This is a genomic window from Xanthobacter agilis, from assembly GCF_021730435.1.
GTDB classification, from domain to species: Bacteria; Pseudomonadota; Alphaproteobacteria; order Rhizobiales; family Xanthobacteraceae; genus Xanthobacter; species Xanthobacter agilis.
The window spans coordinates 63,175-80,034 of sequence record NZ_JABWGX010000015.1; the positions used below are offsets into that span (position 1 = coordinate 63,175).

The window sequence follows — 16,860 nt, forward strand, 5'->3', positions numbered from 1 at the left end:
GCGCACAGACGGGACGAGGGCATGAAGACGGATCTTTCGGGCGAGCGCACCGTGGCGCCGGGCGAGCTGGACGCCCATCCGCATCTGGCCGGGCGGCTCGTTCCCGGCGGCCATGTGCTGACGCTGCGGGTCTATTACGAGGACACCGACTTCTCGGGCATCGTCTACCACGCCAACTACCTGAAATTCATGGAGCGCGGCCGCTCCGACTACATGCGGCTGCTGGGCGTGGTGCAGGGCGAGCTGTTCGCCCAGGCGGCGGCGGAAGCCCCCGGTTTCCATTTCGTCGTGCGCGCCATGCAGATCGATTTCCTGAAGCCTGCCAAGATCGACGACGTGTTGCAGGTGGTGACCTTGTCCAAGGATGTGGCGGGCGCGTCCATCACCTTGTCGCAGCAGGTCAAGCGGGGCGATGAGCTGCTGGTGTCGGCGACCGTGCGAGTGGCCTTCGTCTCCCAGGGCCGCGCCAAGCGGATCCCGGATGCGCTGCGGCAGGCCACCCTCGCCGACGCCCGCGCGGTCGAGGGCTGATCGGCCACCTCCGTGCCGCGTGCTGGCGCGGCGCAGGAATCGCCCGGCCACGGTGGAGCATGACGTTGCGACAGGCCTGGACATTATGGCCAAGCTCTGGTTCAGCAAGGCTGCGCTAACTTTGCCTTAAGCCTGTTCGTGCCTAGGTTTCCGCCGAGCCTTGCGGCGAATTCTTCGCGCCGCAACACGAAACAGCGCTCCCGTCAAAGTTTGGACTAAGTCCCCCGGTCAAACACCGGGATACTGTGGACAGACGGGCGGAGTTGTCCCGCGCGGCGGTGAGCGCCGCGCGCAGCGGAGCCGAGAATGAACGATCAGATGAGCAGGCGCGGCGGGGTGCTTGCGATTGCGTCGCCTCTTCCAGGCCGGGTTCCGGCCGTGCCGGGGCGCGCTTTCCGCCCGCAGGCCCAGCTTTCGCAAACCGTGGTTGCGCTTCTGGCCTTGGCTGTCCTGGCCACCGGCCTTCTGCTCGCCGGCACAGGTCCCGGCTTCGCCCAGGACCTCGGGGCGCCGCCGCTTGCGGCCGGCGGCCCCATCGCCGCGGCCCCGATGGCAGCTCCCGCCGCCGACATTTCCTTCCTCAGCCTGTTCCTGCAAGCTCACTTCGTGGTGAAGCTGGTCATGATCGGGCTGATCTCCGCCTCCATCTGGGTATGGGCCATCATCATCGACAAGACCATTCTGTTCGGCCGCAACAAGCGCGAGATGGATCAGTTCGAGCAGGTGTTCTGGTCCGGCCAGAGCCTGGAGGACCTGTATCGCTCCCTGTCCGGGCGCACCAACCACGGAATGGCCGCCATCTTCGTCGCCGCCATGCGGGAGTGGAAGCGCACCTATGAGGGCGGCGCCCGCTCGCTGACCGGTCTCGGCCAGCGCCTCGACAAGGTGATGAACGTGACCATCGCCCGCGAGATGGAGCGCCTGGAAGGGCGGCTTCTGGTGCTCGCCACGGTGGGTTCGGCCGGTCCCTTCATCGGCCTGTTCGGCACGGTGTGGGGCATCATGACCTCGTTCCAATCCATCGCGGCGTCCAAGAACACGTCGCTGGCGGTGGTGGCGCCGGGCATCGCTGAGGCGTTGCTCGCGACCGCCATGGGCCTCATTGCGGCCATTCCCGCGACCATATTCTACAACAAGTTCATCTCCCAGGCGGGCCGCCAGGGCCAGCGCCTCGAAGGGTTCGCGGACGAGTTTTCCGCCATCCTGTCGCGGCAGATCGACGAGCGGGGCTGACGCCATGGGCATGGGAGGCGGAGGCGCTTCGGGATGGCAGAGCCGGCGCTCGCGGCGTCGCTCCGCCCATGTGATGGCCGAGATCAACGTGACGCCCATGGTGGACGTCATGCTGGTGCTGCTCATCATCTTCATGGTGGCGGCGCCGATGCTCACGGCGGGCGTGCCCATCGACCTGCCGCAGACGCAGGCCAACGCGGTCAGCCAGGACAACAAGGAGCCCATCACCCTCTCGGTGAACGAGAAGGGACAGGTCTTCCTGGGCGAGAGCGAGATCAAGCCCGAAGATCTGGTGGCCAAGCTCCAGGCCGTGACCCAGGCGCGGGGCGGCATGGAGGAGCGGATCTTCGTGCGGGCCGACAAGCGGGTGGACTATGGCACCGTGATGCGGGTCATGGGTCGCCTTTCGGGCGCCGGTTTCAAGAAGGTGGCGCTGGTCACCGAAGTGGATCAAGGGGGCTAAGGTCAAGGCCATGAAACCCGGCCTCGCGGCATCGACGGTCGCCCATGCGGCCATCATCGTCTTCACCCTGGTGTCGTTCTCCGGGGCGCGGCCGCTTGAGCAGGCACCGGATTCCGTGCCGGTGGACGTCATTTCCGCGACCGATTTCACCAAGCTCACCAAGGGCGCCAAGACCGCCCCGAAGATGGAAAAGCCCCAGCAGGTGGCCGAGAAGGTGGCCGAGCCGACCCCGGTGGAAGATCCCAAGCTGAAGGTCAGCAAGGACCCGCCGGTGGAAGCCACGGCGCCGCCGGCACCCGCCCCCGCGCCCAAGGTCGATTCGCCGCCGCCGGAGCCGTCCAAGCCCGCCGAAGCTCCGCCCAAGCCGCCGGAGCCCAAGAAGGCCGTCGAGGCGCCGCCCAAGGCCGAGCCCAAGGTGGACGAGGCCCTGAAGAGCGAGCCCAAGAAGGAAGACAAGCCGAAGGACGAGCAGCCCAAGGAGGAGGCCAAGGCGGCCCCCGCCCCGCTGCCGCCCAAGAAGCCGGCCCCGCCACCGCCCAAGCCGGTGGAGGCGCGGCAGACGCCGCCGCGCGACTTCAATTCGGACCAGATCAAGGAACTGCTCGACAAGCGCACGCCCACCCGCCAGGTGGCGAGCGCCAGCCAGACCTCCACCACCTCGTCCCTCGGGGTGCAGAACGGGCAGGCGGCCACCTTGAGCATGAGCGAGATCGATGCCTTCCGCGCCCGTATGCGCCAGTGCTGGAACACCACCGGCATTCCACCGGAGGAGCGCGTGTTCGTGGAAGTGCGCGTGGATTTCAATCCGGACGGCACCCTTCGGGTCGAGCCGACGGTGATCGGCGGCAGCGCGTCCACTTATGGCCCGGCGGTGGCGCGCACCGCCGTCGCCGCGCTGGTGCGGTGCCAGCCCTTCACCATGTTCCGCAAGGAGACCTATGCCCAGTGGAAGAGCATGGATCTCACCTTCCGGCCGCAGGAGTTTGAGCGTTGATCGCGTTCCTTCGGCGCGTTCCAGCTTCCGTCATGGCGCGGTCGCGCGTCATCTCTTAAGTTTTGTCCTTAAAGATGAGCGCCGCGCGGCTCTTTTCGCAGCGGCGGCTCAACCCACCAGAGGCCCCGATACCGTGATGTCCCCCTTCAACCGCTTCGGACCCGCGTTGAGCCGCCGCCGCTTTGTGGCCGGCGCCGGAGGCCTTCTTGCCGCCGGGGCGGCCTTGCGCGCCTTGCCCGCCGCCGCCGCCACGAAGCTGGACATCACCTCCGGCACGCCGCAGCCGATCCCGATCGCCATCACCGACCTCCTGGGCGAGACCGAGATGGGCCGGCAGATCTCCGGCGTCATCTCGGCCGACCTGAAGCGCTCCGGCCTGTTCGCGCCGATCGATCCCAAGGCGTTCGTGGAGCAGATCAGCAATCCCGATGCGCCGCGGTTCCAGGATTGGCGCGTCATCAATGCCCAGGCGCTGGTGACCGGCCGGGTCACGCGCCAGTCGGACGGGCGCTTCCAGGTCATGTTCCGCCTGTGGGATGTGCTGGCGGGCCAGCAGATCGCCGGGCAGCAGTTCGTGGCCCAGGCCGAGAACTGGCGCCGCATCGCCCACATCGTCGCCGACGTGATCTATGAGAAGCTCACCGGCGAGAAGGGCTATTTCGACACCCGCGTGGTGTTCGTGGACGAGAGCGGGCCCAAGGAGCGGCGCGTCAAGCGGCTCGCCATCATGGACCAGGACGGCGCCAACGTGAGCTACCTCACGCGCGGTGATTCGCTGGTGCTGACCCCGCGCTTCTCGCCGACCAGCCAGGAAATCACCTATATGTCGTATGCCCAGGGTGAGCCTCGGGTGTATTTGCTCAACATCGAGACCGGACAGCGCGAGGTGGTGGGCAATTTCCCCGGCATGAGCTTCGCCCCGCGCTTCGCGCCGGACGGCCAGCGGGTCATCCTCAGCCTCCAGCAGGGCGGCAATTCCAACATCTTCGTCATGGACCTGAGGTCCAAGGCGACGACCCGGCTCACCGACACCCCGGCCATCGACACCGCGCCGTGCTATTCACCGGACGGGCGGCAGATCTGCTTCGAGAGCGATCGCGGCGGCACCTCGCAGATCTACATCATGAATGCCGACGGCTCGGGCCAGCACCGCATCTCGTTCGGCACCGCGCGCTATTCGACCCCGGTGTGGTCGCCCCGCGGCGACTGGATCGCCTACACCCGCCAGGCCGAGGGCCGCTTCGCCATCGGCGTCATGCGCCCCGACGGCTCGGGCGAGCGCGTGCTGACCGAGGGCTATCACAACGAAGGCCCCACCTTCGCGCCCAATGGGCGGGTCATCATGTTCTTCCGCGATCCCGGCGGCGCCTCCGGCCCCTCGCTGTATACGGTGGATGTCACCGGCTACAACGAATTGCGGGTGCCGACCCCGAGCTACGCTTCCGATCCGGCCTGGGGGCCGCTGCGCTCCTGAGCGCGGGCCGCGCGAACTGTGACCGGCGCGCCACACCTTGGCGCCCGCGTCGGCATCGCCCCTGCGTTTGCACAACCTTGCCATGATGCCGCCACGGGCCGGCATCACTGAAGGGATGTTAGAAGGCTGGCGCCGAGACGCCGCCGGCCTTTCGTTATCAAAGCAATGGAAGACGGTCCCCCTTGAGGATCCGCCGTCGGCGCCGCCGGCCGGTGGACCTCCTGGCGCGGCCCGAAGACCGGCGCATCCGGACGTCAACGCCTTGGAAACCATGGCGCCCGGTATTCGATGCAATTTCATCTTGAGTATGCGCGACGGTGGGCGCGCGGAACATTCGCTTAACCGGGACGCGGCTAGACCATGCCATCCGGTCTGCGTGGAGATAAGGAGACACCGGAATGCATTTTCTTGAGGTTGTTCGCGGCTTCCGGTTCGCGGCTCTGTTCGGTTTCGCACTGGCCCTTGCCGCGTGCGCCAATACTCAGAATCAGAATGCCGGCGCCGGCAACGGCGGCCCTCCCGGCTCGCCGCAGGAATTCGTGGTGGGGGTGGGCGACCGCGTGTTCTTCGAGAGCGACCAGACCGACCTGACGCCCCAGGCGCGGGCCACCCTCGATCGCCAGGCCCAGTGGCTGCAGCAGTGGAGCCGCTACACCTTCACCATCGAAGGTCACGCCGACGAGCGCGGCACCCGCGAATACAACATCGCCCTCGGCGCCCGCCGCGCCCAGTCGGTGCGCGATTATCTGGTGGCCCGTGGCATCGACCCGGCCCGCATGCGCACCATCTCCTACGGCAAGGAGCGCCCGGTGGCCATCTGCAACGACATCTCTTGCTGGTCGCAGAACCGCCGTGCCGTCACCGTGCTGAACGCCGGCGGCGCCTGAGCCGTCCGACACCGACCGGATGCGAACTCAGCCGGCGCTTTTCGAAGCGCCGGCTTCTGCGTTGCATCGGCGGCTCGCGCGGGATCGCGCGGCGTCGGGTCACACTTTGGACGTGATCGCCGCTTTATGCTGCGCAGCACGCGTGCCGAGTCTTTCGTCTTTCGGGCCAAGCTGTTGGCGGGACTTGTCCCGGGTCTTCCCCGGATCTTGCCGCCATCGTCGCCGAAGCGGGATTCGGGCGCGTCCGGAAGCCGGATGCGATCGGCGCGTGCCTTCAGCCCCTGCGAGCCCCATGCCTTCGATTCTGCCCTTATTCCGGATGACCCGGCTGGCCCTGCCGGCGGTGGTCCTCGGCCTCGCGATGTCGGGGCCGGCCGCCGCGCAGCAGGACAACAACATCTTCGGAAACCTCTTCAAGCCACCGGCTCCGGTGCAGGACAACAGCCACGGCGCGGAGGCGTCGGAGGTGGCCATGCGGCTCGACCGCATGGAAAACGCCTTGCGCAACCTCACCGGCCAGATCGAGCAGCTCCAGTATCGCAACCAGCAGCTGGAAGCGCAGGTCAAGCGCCTGCAGGACGATGTCGATGCCCGGGCCGGGCGCGGCAGCCCGGTCCCCGCGTCGGCTCCGCCGCCGGTGGCCGCGGCGCCTCTCGGACGCCCGGCGCCGACACCCGTGGCGACCGGCAAGCGCTCGGATATCTTCGATCCGGCCGAGGAGCCGAGCGCCCCCGGCGCGCCGCAGCCGCTCGGCTCGCCGGCCAGCGCATCGGCCGGCCTGGGCCGGCCGCCGGCGGGGATCGGCGCCGCGCCGATCGCTGGCCAGGCGGGAGGGGGGCAGGGTGGCACCCAGGTGGCGGCGCTACCGGCGAATGCCGGGCCCCGCGAACTCTACGATCAGGGTCAGGCGCAGCTTCAGCGCCAGGATTATGCCGGCGCGGAACAGACCTTCCGCCAGATCATCCAGGCTCATGCGGGGGACCGCATCATCCCCGATGCCACCTTCATGCTGGGGGAAAGCCTGTTCCTGCGGCGGAACTACGGTGATGCCGCCGCCTCCTTCCTGGAGGTGTCCACCAAATATCCGAATTCCGTGCGCGCGCCCGAGTCGCTGCTGCGGCTTGGCCAGTCGCTGGCGGGCCTCGGGGAGAAGGAGACGGCCTGCGCCACCTTTCTGGAGGTGGATCGCAAATATCCCCGTTCGCCGTCCGCCATCCGCCAGGCGGTGGAGCGCGAGCAGAAGCGTGTCGGCTGCTGAGGCGGCCAGCCCCCTTCGCGATGACGAACGCGACCGGCTGCTGGCGGGATTGGCGGCCTTTCCCCATCTCCTGATCGCGGTGTCCGGCGGGCCGGATTCCACCGCGCTCCTGTGGCTCGCGGCCCGTTGGCGCGCGGCGCGGCCGGACCGCCCGTGCCTCACCGTGGCCACCGTCGATCATGGTCTGCGGCCGGAGGCCGCCGCCGAGGCGGAGGCGGTCGCGCGGCTGAGCGCGGCGCTGGGCCTTTCCCACCACACCTTGGTCTGGCAGGGGCAAAAACCCGCCCGCGGCATCCAGGCGGCGGCGCGGGAAGCGCGCTACCGGCTGCTGTTCGAGGCGGCGCGGGGCATCGGCGCCGACGCCATCGTGACCGCCCACACGGCCGACGACCAAGCGGAGACGGTGCTGTTCCGCCTCGCCCGTGGCTCCGGCGTGTCGGGGCTCGCGGCCATGCGGGCCGCCACGGCGCGCGACGGGCGGGTTCTGCTGCGCCCTTTCCTCGACGTACCCAAGGCGCGGCTGGTGGCGACGCTGGAGGCGGAAGGCCTGCCGTTCGTGCGTGATCCCGCCAATTTTGATCCGCGCTATGCCCGCGCGCGTCTGCGCCAGCTCGCGCCACGCCTTGCGGAAGAGGGGCTGGATGCCCGTCGCCTCGGCATTTTCGCGCGCCGGGTGGCGCGACTCGATGCCGCTGCGGAGGCCGCCACCGATGCCGCAGCCCTGCATCTGGCGGTGGAGGCGCAGGCCCGGCGACTGCCGGTGGCGGTCTTCCGCGCCTTGCCGGAGGAGGTGGCGCTGCGGCTCTTGGGGCGGTGCGTGGCCGCCCTGGGCCTTGAGGGGCCGGTGGAACTGGGCAAGCTGGAGACGCTGACGCAGGCCTTGCTAGCCCATCTGGAGCGCCCGGCGGCGGACGGCGCGCCCATGGGCGCCTTTCGTCGCACCCTGGCGGGTGCCCTGGTGGCGGTGAAGGGTGGGGAGGTGGTCGTCACGTCCGCACCGCCGCGCCGTGGCGCGTGAAACCTGTCCGCGATTTCACGCCTGATCGCGCCCCTTTGCCTTGGCAACGCCCGAGTGCGTCCCTAGATTAGGGAAGAGACGGTGCGGGAGGTGTGGCCGCAGACGGCGCCCCGTGGGATATCCATTCCCTTGGGGCAGCTTGATCGAAGCTGCGTTTTCGGCTGTCCCCACGAGGGTTCAATGAACGCCAACCTACGAAATTTCGCCCTTTGGGTGATCATCGTTCTGCTGCTGCTTGCCCTGTTCTCTCTGTTCCAGAGCCCGGGACAGCGCACGAGCGCGAACGACATCTCCTTCTCCCAGCTCCTGTCGGACGTGGATCTCGGCCGCGTGCGCGACGTGGTGATCGAGGGGCCGAACATCTCCGGCACCTTCACCGACGGTCGCCAGTTCCAGACCTACGCCCCCAACGATCCGTCGCTGGTGCAGCGGCTGTACGGCAAGGGCGTGCAGATTACAGCTCGTCCGCTGTCGGATAGCATGCCGTGGTTCGTGAGCCTGCTCATCTCCTGGCTGCCGATGCTGCTGTTGATCGGCCTGTGGATCTTTATGTCGCGCCAGATGCAGGGCGCGGGCGGCAAGGCCATGGGCTTCGGCAAGAGCCGCGCCAAGCTGCTCACCGAGGCGCACGGCCGCGTCACCTTCGAGGATGTGGCCGGCATCGACGAGGCCAAGAGCGACCTGACGGAGATCGTGGACTTCCTGCGTGACCCGCAGAAGTTCCAGCGCCTGGGCGGCCGCATTCCGCGCGGCGTGCTGCTGGTGGGTCCGCCCGGCACCGGCAAGACCCTCCTGGCCCGCGCCATCGCCGGCGAGGCCAACGTGCCCTTCTTCACCATCTCCGGCTCGGATTTCGTGGAAATGTTCGTGGGTGTCGGCGCGAGCCGCGTGCGCGACATGTTCGAGCAGGCGAAGAAGAACGCGCCCTGCATCATCTTCATCGACGAGATCGACGCGGTGGGTCGCCACCGCGGCGCCGGCCTCGGCGGCGGCAATGACGAGCGCGAGCAGACCCTCAACCAGTTGCTGGTGGAGATGGACGGCTTCGAGGCCAACGAGGGCATCATCCTCATCGCCGCCACCAACCGTCCCGATGTGCTCGACCCGGCGCTGCTGCGTCCCGGCCGCTTCGACCGGCAGGTGGTGGTCCCCAACCCTGACGTGGTGGGCCGCGAGCAGATCCTGAAGGTGCATGCTCGCAAGATCCCGGTCGCGCCCGACGTGAACTTGAAGACCATCGCCCGCGGCACCCCCGGCTTCTCCGGCGCCGACCTCGCCAACCTCTGCAACGAGGCGGCGCTGATGGCGGCCCGGCGCAACAAGCGCATGGTCACCATGGCGGATTTCGAGGACGCCAAGGACAAGGTGATGATGGGCGCGGAACGCCGCTCGCTCGTCATGACCGAGGAAGAGAAGATGCTCACCGCCTATCACGAAGGCGGCCATGCTTTGGTGGCCCTCAACGTGCCGGCCACCGATCCCGTGCACAAGGCCACCATCATTCCCCGTGGCCGGGCGCTGGGCATGGTGATGCAGCTTCCCGAGCGCGACAAGCTCTCCATGAGCTATGAGCAGATGACCTCGCGCCTCGCCATCATGATGGGCGGACGGGTGGCGGAAGAGTTGATCTTCGGCCATGACAAGGTCACCTCCGGAGCGGCCTCCGACATCGAGCAGGCGACCCGCCTCGCCCGCATGATGGTGACCCGCTGGGGCTTCTCCGCCGACCTCGGCACCGTGGCCTACGGTGACAACCAGGACGAGGTGTTCCTGGGCATGTCGGTGTCGCGCCAGCAGAACGTGTCCGAGGCCACCGCCCAGACCATCGACCGCGAGGTGCGCCGTCTGGTGGACGAGGGGTATGCGGAGGCCAGGCGCATCCTCTCCGAGAAGGCTTCCGACCTGGAGACCCTGGCCCGTGGCCTGCTCGAATATGAGACCCTGTCCGGCGACGAGATCGTGGATCTCATCAACGGCAAGACGCCGAACCGGGAGAGCGTGATCGAGCCCGCCAATCCGCGCGGCTCGGCCATTCCGACCCCGAAGAACCGGCCACGTCCGGGCGGTGCCGGCGGCTCCATCGAGCCCCAGCCCCAGGCGTGAGGCCACGCCGGAAGCGCGGGAACAACGGATCAGGGCCGGCGGGCGAATGCTCGCCGGCCCTTTTCTTTGGCGTCTGCCGCGCCCCCCGCACGCGCGCCGGGCCGCTTCTTCGCGGTGTCGCTGCCGGGGCCAGTGGTCGCGGATGGCGCCCGTATGGCGGGGCGCCAGAGTGTCCCCTGTTATTGGTCCGCGGCCTTGATGTGCCTTGCCTTAATCTGCCCTGTCGCGGGGTGTCACTCCGATGGGACAGTCGATATGGGTGGCTCTTCGAAGATATGTGGGCACAGGATGGAGCCGGTTCCTCCAATCGCTTCGGTGCGCCCGTGACTCGTGCTCGCCCTGCGCTCTGGTCGTCGGGCGGAAGCCCGCTGGCGCGCGACGCCGCCGGCCTTTCGGAGCCTGCGGACGCCGCAAAGCGCTGCGTTGGAGCAGTTTCACGCCACAGGATTTCCGGTTCGCCGGAAGACCCTGCGTCGGACCATCCGTCCGCTCGTCGCGGCACCAAGCGGGTCAACCTGCCGCCCCGCAGGCGAAACCAAAGGTCTTGAGGACAGGGCATCGGCCGTTGGGGGCGGGCGCGATCGTTGACGAGGAGCGCGCGCCGATGCGAGCGGAAACGCTCTGATCCGGCCGCACCGACCGCGCCGCCGTCGATCTGCGGGATGCGACGCCGTCCTCGCGGGGTGAAACTAAAGGCCTCTGACGATAGGGGATAGGCCGTCGGGACACACCCGATCGTTTGCGGGGAGCGGCGTGTCAATGCGATCGGCAACGCTTTGATCCGGCGGCTTGGACGGCTCTGCGGTCGATCCGCCAGGATGCAGGCCGTCCTGGTCCGCGCTGAAGGATGGGGCGCGATCGCGCACCCGGCGGGGGGCGCCGCCGGTGCCCGGTGCGGCCCCGTCCGGATGGGCGGCTTGTTCGGGGTGCCCCGTTCCGCTACCAATTCGTGAAGACTCCGCCTGATCCCCTGACCGCCGACCATGTGCCGAGGGTTGCCGTTGCCGTTTCTTCGCCTTTGTCCGGGACGGTCGTGCGCCACCCGGTTGCGCCCCGGCGCCGCCCGCGCGCGCGCACCGGCGGGAGGCGCGCCTGCTGCCCGTGAGGGCGTGGCGCGCGGGGCGGTTTTGCTCGCGGGGGCAGGGGTGCTGTCCGGTTGCTCGCCGGTCGGGGCGCCGACGATTCCTTTCTTCGGGGCCTATTTCCCCTCCTGGCTCGCGTGCGCGCTGGCGGGTATCCTCGGCGCGGTGCTGGTGCGCGTCGCGTTTGTGCGGCTCGGCGTGGATGACGTGTTGCCGGCGCGCCTGCCGATCTATGTGAGCATCGCGGCCGGCCTTGGCTTTCTCGTCTCCCTCGTGAGCTTCGGGCGATAGCCATGGAGGCGGAGCACAAGCCCCATCCGCGCCGGCGCCTGGGCCTCGTGGTCAGCCTGGTGGCGGTGGTGGCGGCCATCGTCTTCGGCTGGCGCTATTTCCGCAATGCGGAGCTCAATCCCCTGTCGCAGGACGCCGTGCTCACGGCCGATGTGGCCAATATCGCGGCGGCGGTGCCGGGCCGCGTCGTGTCGTTCGGGGTCAAGGAGAATGGATCGGCGCGCCAGGGCGAGCTGCTGTTCGCCCTCGATCCCACCACCTATCGCCTGCAGGTGGAGCAGGCCGTGGCCGATCTCAGGATGGCGGAGGCGGCCCGCGCCGACCGCGCGCGAGCGGTGGCGGCCGAGCGCTCCAATGCGGTCATCGCCCGCGAGCAGGTGACGCGCGCGCGCTCCAATCTCGATCTTGCCAGCCAGACCCTCGCCCGGCTCGAGGCGCTGCGCCCGAAGGGTTATGTGAGCGCCCAGCAGGTGGACGACGCCGCCACCGCCAAGCGCGACGCCGAGATCAGCCTGAAGCAGGCCCTGGAGCAGCAGGCGGCGGCCGATGTCCTGGTGAGCGATGTGGCCGCCGCCACGGCGCTGGTGGAGGCGCGACAAGCGGCGCTGGCCCTCGCCGAGCGCGCGCTTGCCAATACGCAGGTGCGGGCGCCGTTCGACGGCAAGGTGGTGGGGCTGGAAATGGCCGTGGGCGAATTCGTGCTGCCGGGACAATCGGTGTTCACGCTCATCGACATCCGCGCCTGGTTCGCCTCCGCCGGCTTCCTGGAGACGGAGCTGCAGGGGATCGCCATCGGCAATTGCGCCACCGTCTATGCCCTGGCCGATCGCACGCGCGCCCTGCGCGGCCGGGTGGAGGGCATCGGCTGGGGGGTGGCCTCGGAAGAGGTCATCGCGCTGCCCCGCAGGATGCCGATCGTGCCCAAGACGCTGGATTGGGTGCGGGTGGCCCAGCGCTTTCCGGTGCGCATCCGCCTGCTGGACGCGCCGGACGACCTGATGCGCGTCGGCGCATCGGCCACCGCCACGGTGCATCATGGCAGCCGCTGTTGAATCGCCGTGGCGGGGCATCGCCCGCCAGGCATGGCAAGACCTTCTGCCCTTTCCCGGCCGCTTCGCCATGACCTGGCGGGTGGCGCTGCTGTGCGCCATCGTGGCCGGCGTCGCCATGGTCTACAAGGTGCCCGAGGCCGCCATCGGCTGCTATCTGGTGATCTTTCTCGCCCGGCCGAGCGGGGCGGAATGCGTGGGGCAGGCCATCGGCCTCATCCTGCTGGTCAGCGTGGTGGTGCTCGCCATGGCGCCGCTGATCCAGGCCACGGCGGATTATCCGCTGGCGCGGATCGCCGTCATCGCCTTGACCTCGTTCGCTTTCGTGTTTCTGGGCGCGGCCTCGCAGCTTGGCGAGATCGGCTCCATCATCGCGCTGGTCATCGGCTTTGTGCTGACCTTGGTGGATCAATTGCCGGTGGGGGAGATCGCCACCCGCGGCCTGTTGTATGCGTGGCAGATGGCCGTGATGCCCATGGTGGCGATGATCGCGTTCAATCTGGTGCTCGGCACCTCGCCGCACCGTCTGCTGCGCGAGATCGTGGCGCGCCGGCTGAGGGTGGCCGCCGATGTGCTGGAGGCGCCGCAGGCTCGCGCGCGGCTCGAGGGGGAATTGGCGGGCGGCCTTGCCGATGGCGACCAGCAGGCGATGCTCGCGCGCCTTTTCCATACGGCGCCGGCGGCGGCCGTGACCTGGCTTTCGGGCGCCGCCACCGCCAGTTACCGCCTGCTGCTGGCGGTGGCGGCGCTGCCGGCCGATCTGGCGGCGGATGCGCGCATCGCCTTCGCCGGGCAGTGTCGCGCGGCGGCGCGCGCCGTCGCTGCCGGGGCTCGCCCGATGGTGGCGGATCCGGAGCCCGCCGCCGGCCCCACCATCGGCGCCGCCGGCATGGTGCGGGCGCTCCTGGCCGGATTGGCCGCGCCGAACGGCGGCACCGACGCGGTGGCGCAAAAGCCGCCGTTTCTTGCGCCCGATGCCTTCAGCAATCCTGATTACCAGCGCTATGCCCTGAAGACGACGGCCGCCGCCATTTCCTGCTACATCATCTATTCCTTGATCGACTGGCAGGGGATCCACACGGCCATGATCACCTGCTATGTGGCGGCGCTGGGCACCACCGGCGAGACCGTGCACAAGCTGGCGCTGCGGATTGCCGGCTGTCTCGTGGGCGCGATGCTGGGGTTCGCCTCGATTTTGTTCGTCATCCCGCATCTGGATTCGGTGGGGGGGCTGATGGCCCTGGTGTTCGCCGGGGTGCTGGTCGGGGCCTGGGTGTCCAGCGGCAATGAGCGCATCTCTTATGCCGGGGTGCAGGTGGGGCTCGCCTTCCTGCTCACCATCCTCAACGGATTTGCGCCGAGCCTCGACATGGATTCCGGGCGTGACCGCATCGTCGGCATCCTGCTGGGCAATGTGGTGGTCTATGTGATTTTCACCGGCATCTGGCCCAAGAGCGCGGTGGTGGATGCGCGCGCGCGGCTGGCGCGGGCGCTGGTCGCCCTGTCGCGGCTGGCGGCCATGGCGCCGGCGGCCCGCCTTGCCGCCACCGCCGATGCCGCGCAGGTGGAGATGGAGGCGGAGAAGGCCGAAGGCCAGCTCATGTTGCTGCCGTTCGAACCGCCCGCGCAGCGCCCCTCGGCGGCGGTCGTCGCCCGGCTGGCGGGGCTCGTGGAGGAGACGCGGGCACTGCTGCCGGCGCTGCTGTTCCTGCCGGCGCCGTCCGCTGAGCTGTCGCGCCGGCTCGCGGACGCGGCGGCGCGCGTTGCGCCGTCCGGGGGATGCGGGGACGGTCCCGCCGTCGCGGCGGGCGATGAAGACGGTGGCGTGGCGGCCGGTCTCACCACCCGCCTGCACCGCATCGAACGACTGGCGGCGGGGTGATGGCCATGGTGCGATGGCGACCGCGTCCGACCGGACGGGACCGGGGGAGGGCTGGCGTTGCGCCCGCGGAACGTCCCTCGCGGGTGGCGGATCGCGCCGCCTCGCGCGTGGGGCGGGGGCTGGCCGCGCTTGTGCGCTGGGGCGTCGCCGGGCTCGCCTGCGCGGTGCTCTCGGCCTGCACCTTGAGCGCGCTCGACAGCGCGCCGAGCCATCCCTCCGAACCCTGGACGCCGTCGGGCGATGCCACGGCGGCGGGCGCGTCGCCGCCGGAGGCGCCCGAGGCCGCGGCGCAAGGTCCGTCCGCGCCATCGGCGCAGGCCGCCCCGGTGCGGGATTTCGCCGTGCCGCCGGACCCGGCGGTGGCGACGCTGAAGCCCGCGCCGGCCATCGCGCGGGATCGGGCCTATGGCCTGCCGGAGCTGATCGACCTTGCCCAGACCCAGAATCCACAGACGCGGGTGGCCTGGCAGCAGGCGCGGCAGGCGGCGCTCGCCACCGGCATGATCGAAGCCACCTTCCTGCCCTACATCTCGGCCAATGTGATCGGCGGCTATCAGAAGATTTCGCAGCCACTGCCGGTGTCTGTCGGCAGCGTCAACCAATTGAGCACCTCCATCGACGGCATCTCGCCGCAGATCGCATTGCAATGGCTGGTGTTCGACTTCGGCGAGCGCAATGCGCTGGCGGTTGCTGCCCGCCACAATGCCGATGCCGCCAATGTGCTGTTCAATGGCTTGCACCAGAAGATCATCTTCGACGTGACGCGAACCTATTTCCTCTATGGCGCCGCGCGGAGCCGGGTGGGGCTGGCCGAGCAGAACCTCGCCAACAGCCGCAAGATCGAGGATGCCGCCGATGCGCGGATGCAGAAGGGCCTTGGCACCACGGTGGAGGTGGCCCAGGCCCGCCAGCAGGTGGCCCAGGCCCGATTCGGCCTGGTGCAGGCCCAGGGCGGCGAGCGCGACGCCTATCAGGCGCTGCTGGGTGCCCTGGGCGTCTCGCCCATGACCGAGCTGAAGGTAAAAGTGGCGAACGGCCGGCGCCTGCCCGAGAGCGTGGGCGCGCCCACGGAAAAGATGATCTCGGCGGCGCTGACCCAGCGTCCGGACGTTCTGGCCGCCTTCTCGGCGTTGAAAGCCACCCAGTCCGGGATCACGGCCGCCGAGGCGGCGTTCATGCCCAAGGTGTTCCTGGGGGCGGTGGCAGCCACCGGCAACACCTCCCTCAGCGCCACCGGCCTGCCCACCATCGGCCAGCAGTCTTCGGCTTCCGGGGTCATGGTGGGCGCCACCATGCCGCTCTTTGACGGCGGCCTGAGGGCGGCGCAGCTCAAGAATGCGGAATCGCTGGCCGCCGCCACCGAGGCCACCTATGAGAAGGCCAAGGACGCGGCGGCGCGGGAGATCGTGGTGAGCGCGAACACGCTGCGCTCGGCGCTGGCCTCCTATCGCGCGGCGACGGCGCTCGCGGATGCCGCCGCGCTCACCTATGACGCGGCGCTCGATGCCTATCGCACCGGGGTCGGCACCATCACGGTGGCGACGGCGGCCGACAGCGGCCTTCTCACCGCCCGGCAGGCGCAGGCGGATGCCCACGCCGCGTCCCTGGTCGCGGCGGCCAACCTTGCCTTCGTGCTCGGCGCCATGACCTCGCGCGAGGCGCCGTCGGCGCTGATGGCGCGGTGACGAGGCCGTGCCCGCATTCCTTCCTCCAGCGCGCGGCGGGGCCCGTTTTCGATGTCTGTCCATCGTCCGCCGGGAGACCCATGCGTGATGTCCGCTGATCGCTCCACCCGCCGTCGTCGCAATCCCGTGCTCGCGGCGGCGCGGCTGCTGTTCCGCATCCTGCTCGGCATCCTCATCGTCGCGGACGAGCTCGTGCGCCCGCTCTATGAGCCGCTGGTGCGCTGGATCGAGGCGCTGGCCCTGGTGCAGAAGTTCGAGCGCTGGGTGGCCGGTCTGCCGGCGCTCGCCATCCTGGCGCTCATCGGCGTGCCCTATGCGGTGGTGGAACCGGTGAAATTCCTGGCCATGCTGCACATCGCGAACGGCCACGCGCGGACAGGCACGTTTGTGCTGGTCTTGGCCTATCTGGTCAGCTTCGTGCTGATCGAACGCGTGTACACCGCCGGCCGCCCGCAATTGATGACGCTTCCGGCGGTGGCCTGGGTGATCGTGACGTCCGGCACGGTGCGCGACCGGATCTATGCCTGGCTGCGGCTGCCGGAACTGAAGGCGCGGGCGCGGGTGATCTGGCGCTGGGTGCGCTTTCACCTGCGTTGATCCCGCCCCAACGCGCCGCGGTGGCGGCTGAACGGCATACCATTATTCATTGATGCCTTCCTCTTGGGCGAAATGACTATAGGTTAGGCAGATACCCCGAGCGTTCTGCCGCCTGCGCCTGCCGGTGTTCCCCCCTTCTGCGCCCAGCCGCATCCCGGATTCGCCGTCCGTTCCCGTGGCGTGCAGGCGCGAGAGGTCTCGGATTCAGAACGCCCGCGGTGGATCTCCCGCCTGCACGGATCGCCCCGCGCTCCCATCTCCCCGCTTTGGATTTGATTTAGGTCAATTCTGGCACGCGCCCTGCATAGGGGAA

At 69.2% G+C, this 16,860-nt stretch carries 14 protein-coding genes; all 14 read left to right on the forward strand.

Translation table 11 applies throughout. The features are described 5' to 3' along the window. The first annotated feature begins 21 nt into the window (after positions 1-21). The 14 genes from ybgC (at position 22) to HUW53_RS12520 (ending at position 16,547) form a co-directional block, all read left to right on the forward strand. Positions 22-531 (forward strand): tol-pal system-associated acyl-CoA thioesterase, encoded by a 510-nt coding sequence (gene ybgC, locus HUW53_RS12455; protein WP_237346087.1) that lies wholly within the window; start codon positions 22-24, stop codon positions 529-531. A 549-nt stretch (positions 532-1,080) separates the two neighbouring features. Next, the gene (tolQ, locus tag HUW53_RS12460) at positions 1,081-1,764 is read left to right on the forward strand and encodes a protein TolQ (RefSeq protein ID WP_237346134.1); all 684 of its coding nucleotides are present in this window, start codon (positions 1,081-1,083) and stop codon (positions 1,762-1,764) included. Positions 1,765-1,768: 4 nt separating this feature from the next. Next, positions 1,769-2,227: a protein TolR gene (tolR, locus tag HUW53_RS12465; RefSeq protein ID WP_237346088.1), complete on the forward strand. Its 459-nt coding sequence runs from the start codon at positions 1,769-1,771 to the stop codon at positions 2,225-2,227. 10 nt (positions 2,228-2,237) lie between these two features. Continuing rightward, complete coding sequence (locus tag HUW53_RS12470; RefSeq protein WP_237346089.1) at positions 2,238-3,221, forward strand: cell envelope biogenesis protein TolA; 984 nt, start codon at positions 2,238-2,240, stop codon at positions 3,219-3,221. A 136-nt stretch (positions 3,222-3,357) separates the two neighbouring features. Then, on the forward strand, positions 3,358-4,695 hold the full coding sequence (gene tolB / locus HUW53_RS12475) for a Tol-Pal system beta propeller repeat protein TolB (RefSeq protein ID WP_237346090.1): 1,338 nt from the start codon (positions 3,358-3,360) through the stop codon (positions 4,693-4,695). A 398-nt stretch (positions 4,696-5,093) separates the two neighbouring features. Further along, positions 5,094-5,582: a peptidoglycan-associated lipoprotein Pal gene (gene pal, locus HUW53_RS12480; protein ID WP_237346091.1), complete on the forward strand. Its 489-nt coding sequence runs from the start codon at positions 5,094-5,096 to the stop codon at positions 5,580-5,582. 292 nt (positions 5,583-5,874) lie between these two features. After that, positions 5,875-6,840: a tol-pal system protein YbgF gene (gene ybgF, locus HUW53_RS12485; protein WP_237346092.1), complete on the forward strand. Its 966-nt coding sequence runs from the start codon at positions 5,875-5,877 to the stop codon at positions 6,838-6,840. After that, positions 6,827-7,858 (forward strand): tRNA lysidine(34) synthetase TilS, encoded by a 1,032-nt coding sequence (tilS, locus tag HUW53_RS12490; protein ID WP_237346093.1) that lies wholly within the window; start codon positions 6,827-6,829, stop codon positions 7,856-7,858. Before ybgF ends, tilS begins: the two co-directional genes overlap by 14 nt. Before the next feature lie 180 nt (positions 7,859-8,038). Further along, positions 8,039-9,961 carry an ATP-dependent zinc metalloprotease FtsH gene (gene ftsH / locus HUW53_RS12495; RefSeq protein WP_237346094.1) on the forward strand — a complete coding sequence of 641 codons (1,923 nt, stop codon included), beginning with the start codon at positions 8,039-8,041 and terminating at the stop codon, positions 9,959-9,961. A gap of 1,145 nt (positions 9,962-11,106) precedes the next feature. Continuing rightward, positions 11,107-11,334, forward strand: coding sequence for a YtcA family lipoprotein (locus HUW53_RS12500; protein ID WP_237346095.1), 228 nt, complete (start codon positions 11,107-11,109; stop codon positions 11,332-11,334). A gap of 2 nt (positions 11,335-11,336) precedes the next feature. Continuing rightward, positions 11,337-12,386 (forward strand): multidrug transporter subunit MdtN, encoded by a 1,050-nt coding sequence (gene mdtN, locus HUW53_RS12505; RefSeq protein ID WP_237346096.1) that lies wholly within the window; start codon positions 11,337-11,339, stop codon positions 12,384-12,386. Next, positions 12,370-14,265 (forward strand): FUSC family protein, encoded by a 1,896-nt coding sequence (locus HUW53_RS12510; protein ID WP_237346097.1) that lies wholly within the window; start codon positions 12,370-12,372, stop codon positions 14,263-14,265. The genes mdtN and HUW53_RS12510 overlap by 17 nt, the downstream gene beginning before the upstream one ends. A gap of 83 nt (positions 14,266-14,348) precedes the next feature. Beyond that, the gene (locus HUW53_RS12515; protein ID WP_237346098.1) at positions 14,349-15,950 is read left to right on the forward strand and encodes a TolC family protein; all 1,602 of its coding nucleotides are present in this window, start codon (positions 14,349-14,351) and stop codon (positions 15,948-15,950) included. A gap of 87 nt (positions 15,951-16,037) precedes the next feature. Beyond that, entirely contained in the window at positions 16,038-16,547 is a 510-nt protein-coding gene (locus HUW53_RS12520; RefSeq protein WP_237346099.1) for a hypothetical protein, read from the forward strand. Positions 16,548-16,860 lie beyond the last annotated feature (313 nt).

Bases quoted from the DNA above. Each gene is read 5' to 3' on its own strand.
- ybgC (WP_237346087.1), top strand. From the start codon at position 22: ATGAAGACGGATCTTTCGGGCGAGCGCACCGTGGCGCCGGGCGAGCTG.
- tolQ (WP_237346134.1), top strand. From the start codon at position 1,081: ATGGCAGCTCCCGCCGCCGACATTTCCTTCCTCAGCCTGTTCCTGCAA.
- tolR (WP_237346088.1), top strand. From the start codon at position 1,769: ATGGGCATGGGAGGCGGAGGCGCTTCGGGATGGCAGAGCCGGCGCTCG.
- HUW53_RS12470 (WP_237346089.1), top strand. From the start codon at position 2,238: ATGAAACCCGGCCTCGCGGCATCGACGGTCGCCCATGCGGCCATCATC.
- tolB (WP_237346090.1), top strand. From the start codon at position 3,358: ATGTCCCCCTTCAACCGCTTCGGACCCGCGTTGAGCCGCCGCCGCTTT.
- pal (WP_237346091.1), top strand. From the start codon at position 5,094: ATGCATTTTCTTGAGGTTGTTCGCGGCTTCCGGTTCGCGGCTCTGTTC.
- ybgF (WP_237346092.1), top strand. From the start codon at position 5,875: ATGCCTTCGATTCTGCCCTTATTCCGGATGACCCGGCTGGCCCTGCCG.
- ftsH (WP_237346094.1), top strand. From the start codon at position 8,039: ATGAACGCCAACCTACGAAATTTCGCCCTTTGGGTGATCATCGTTCTG.
- mdtN (WP_237346096.1), top strand. From the start codon at position 11,337: ATGGAGGCGGAGCACAAGCCCCATCCGCGCCGGCGCCTGGGCCTCGTG.
- HUW53_RS12510 (WP_237346097.1), top strand. From the start codon at position 12,370: ATGGCAGCCGCTGTTGAATCGCCGTGGCGGGGCATCGCCCGCCAGGCA.
- HUW53_RS12520 (WP_237346099.1), top strand. From the start codon at position 16,038: ATGTCCGCTGATCGCTCCACCCGCCGTCGTCGCAATCCCGTGCTCGCG.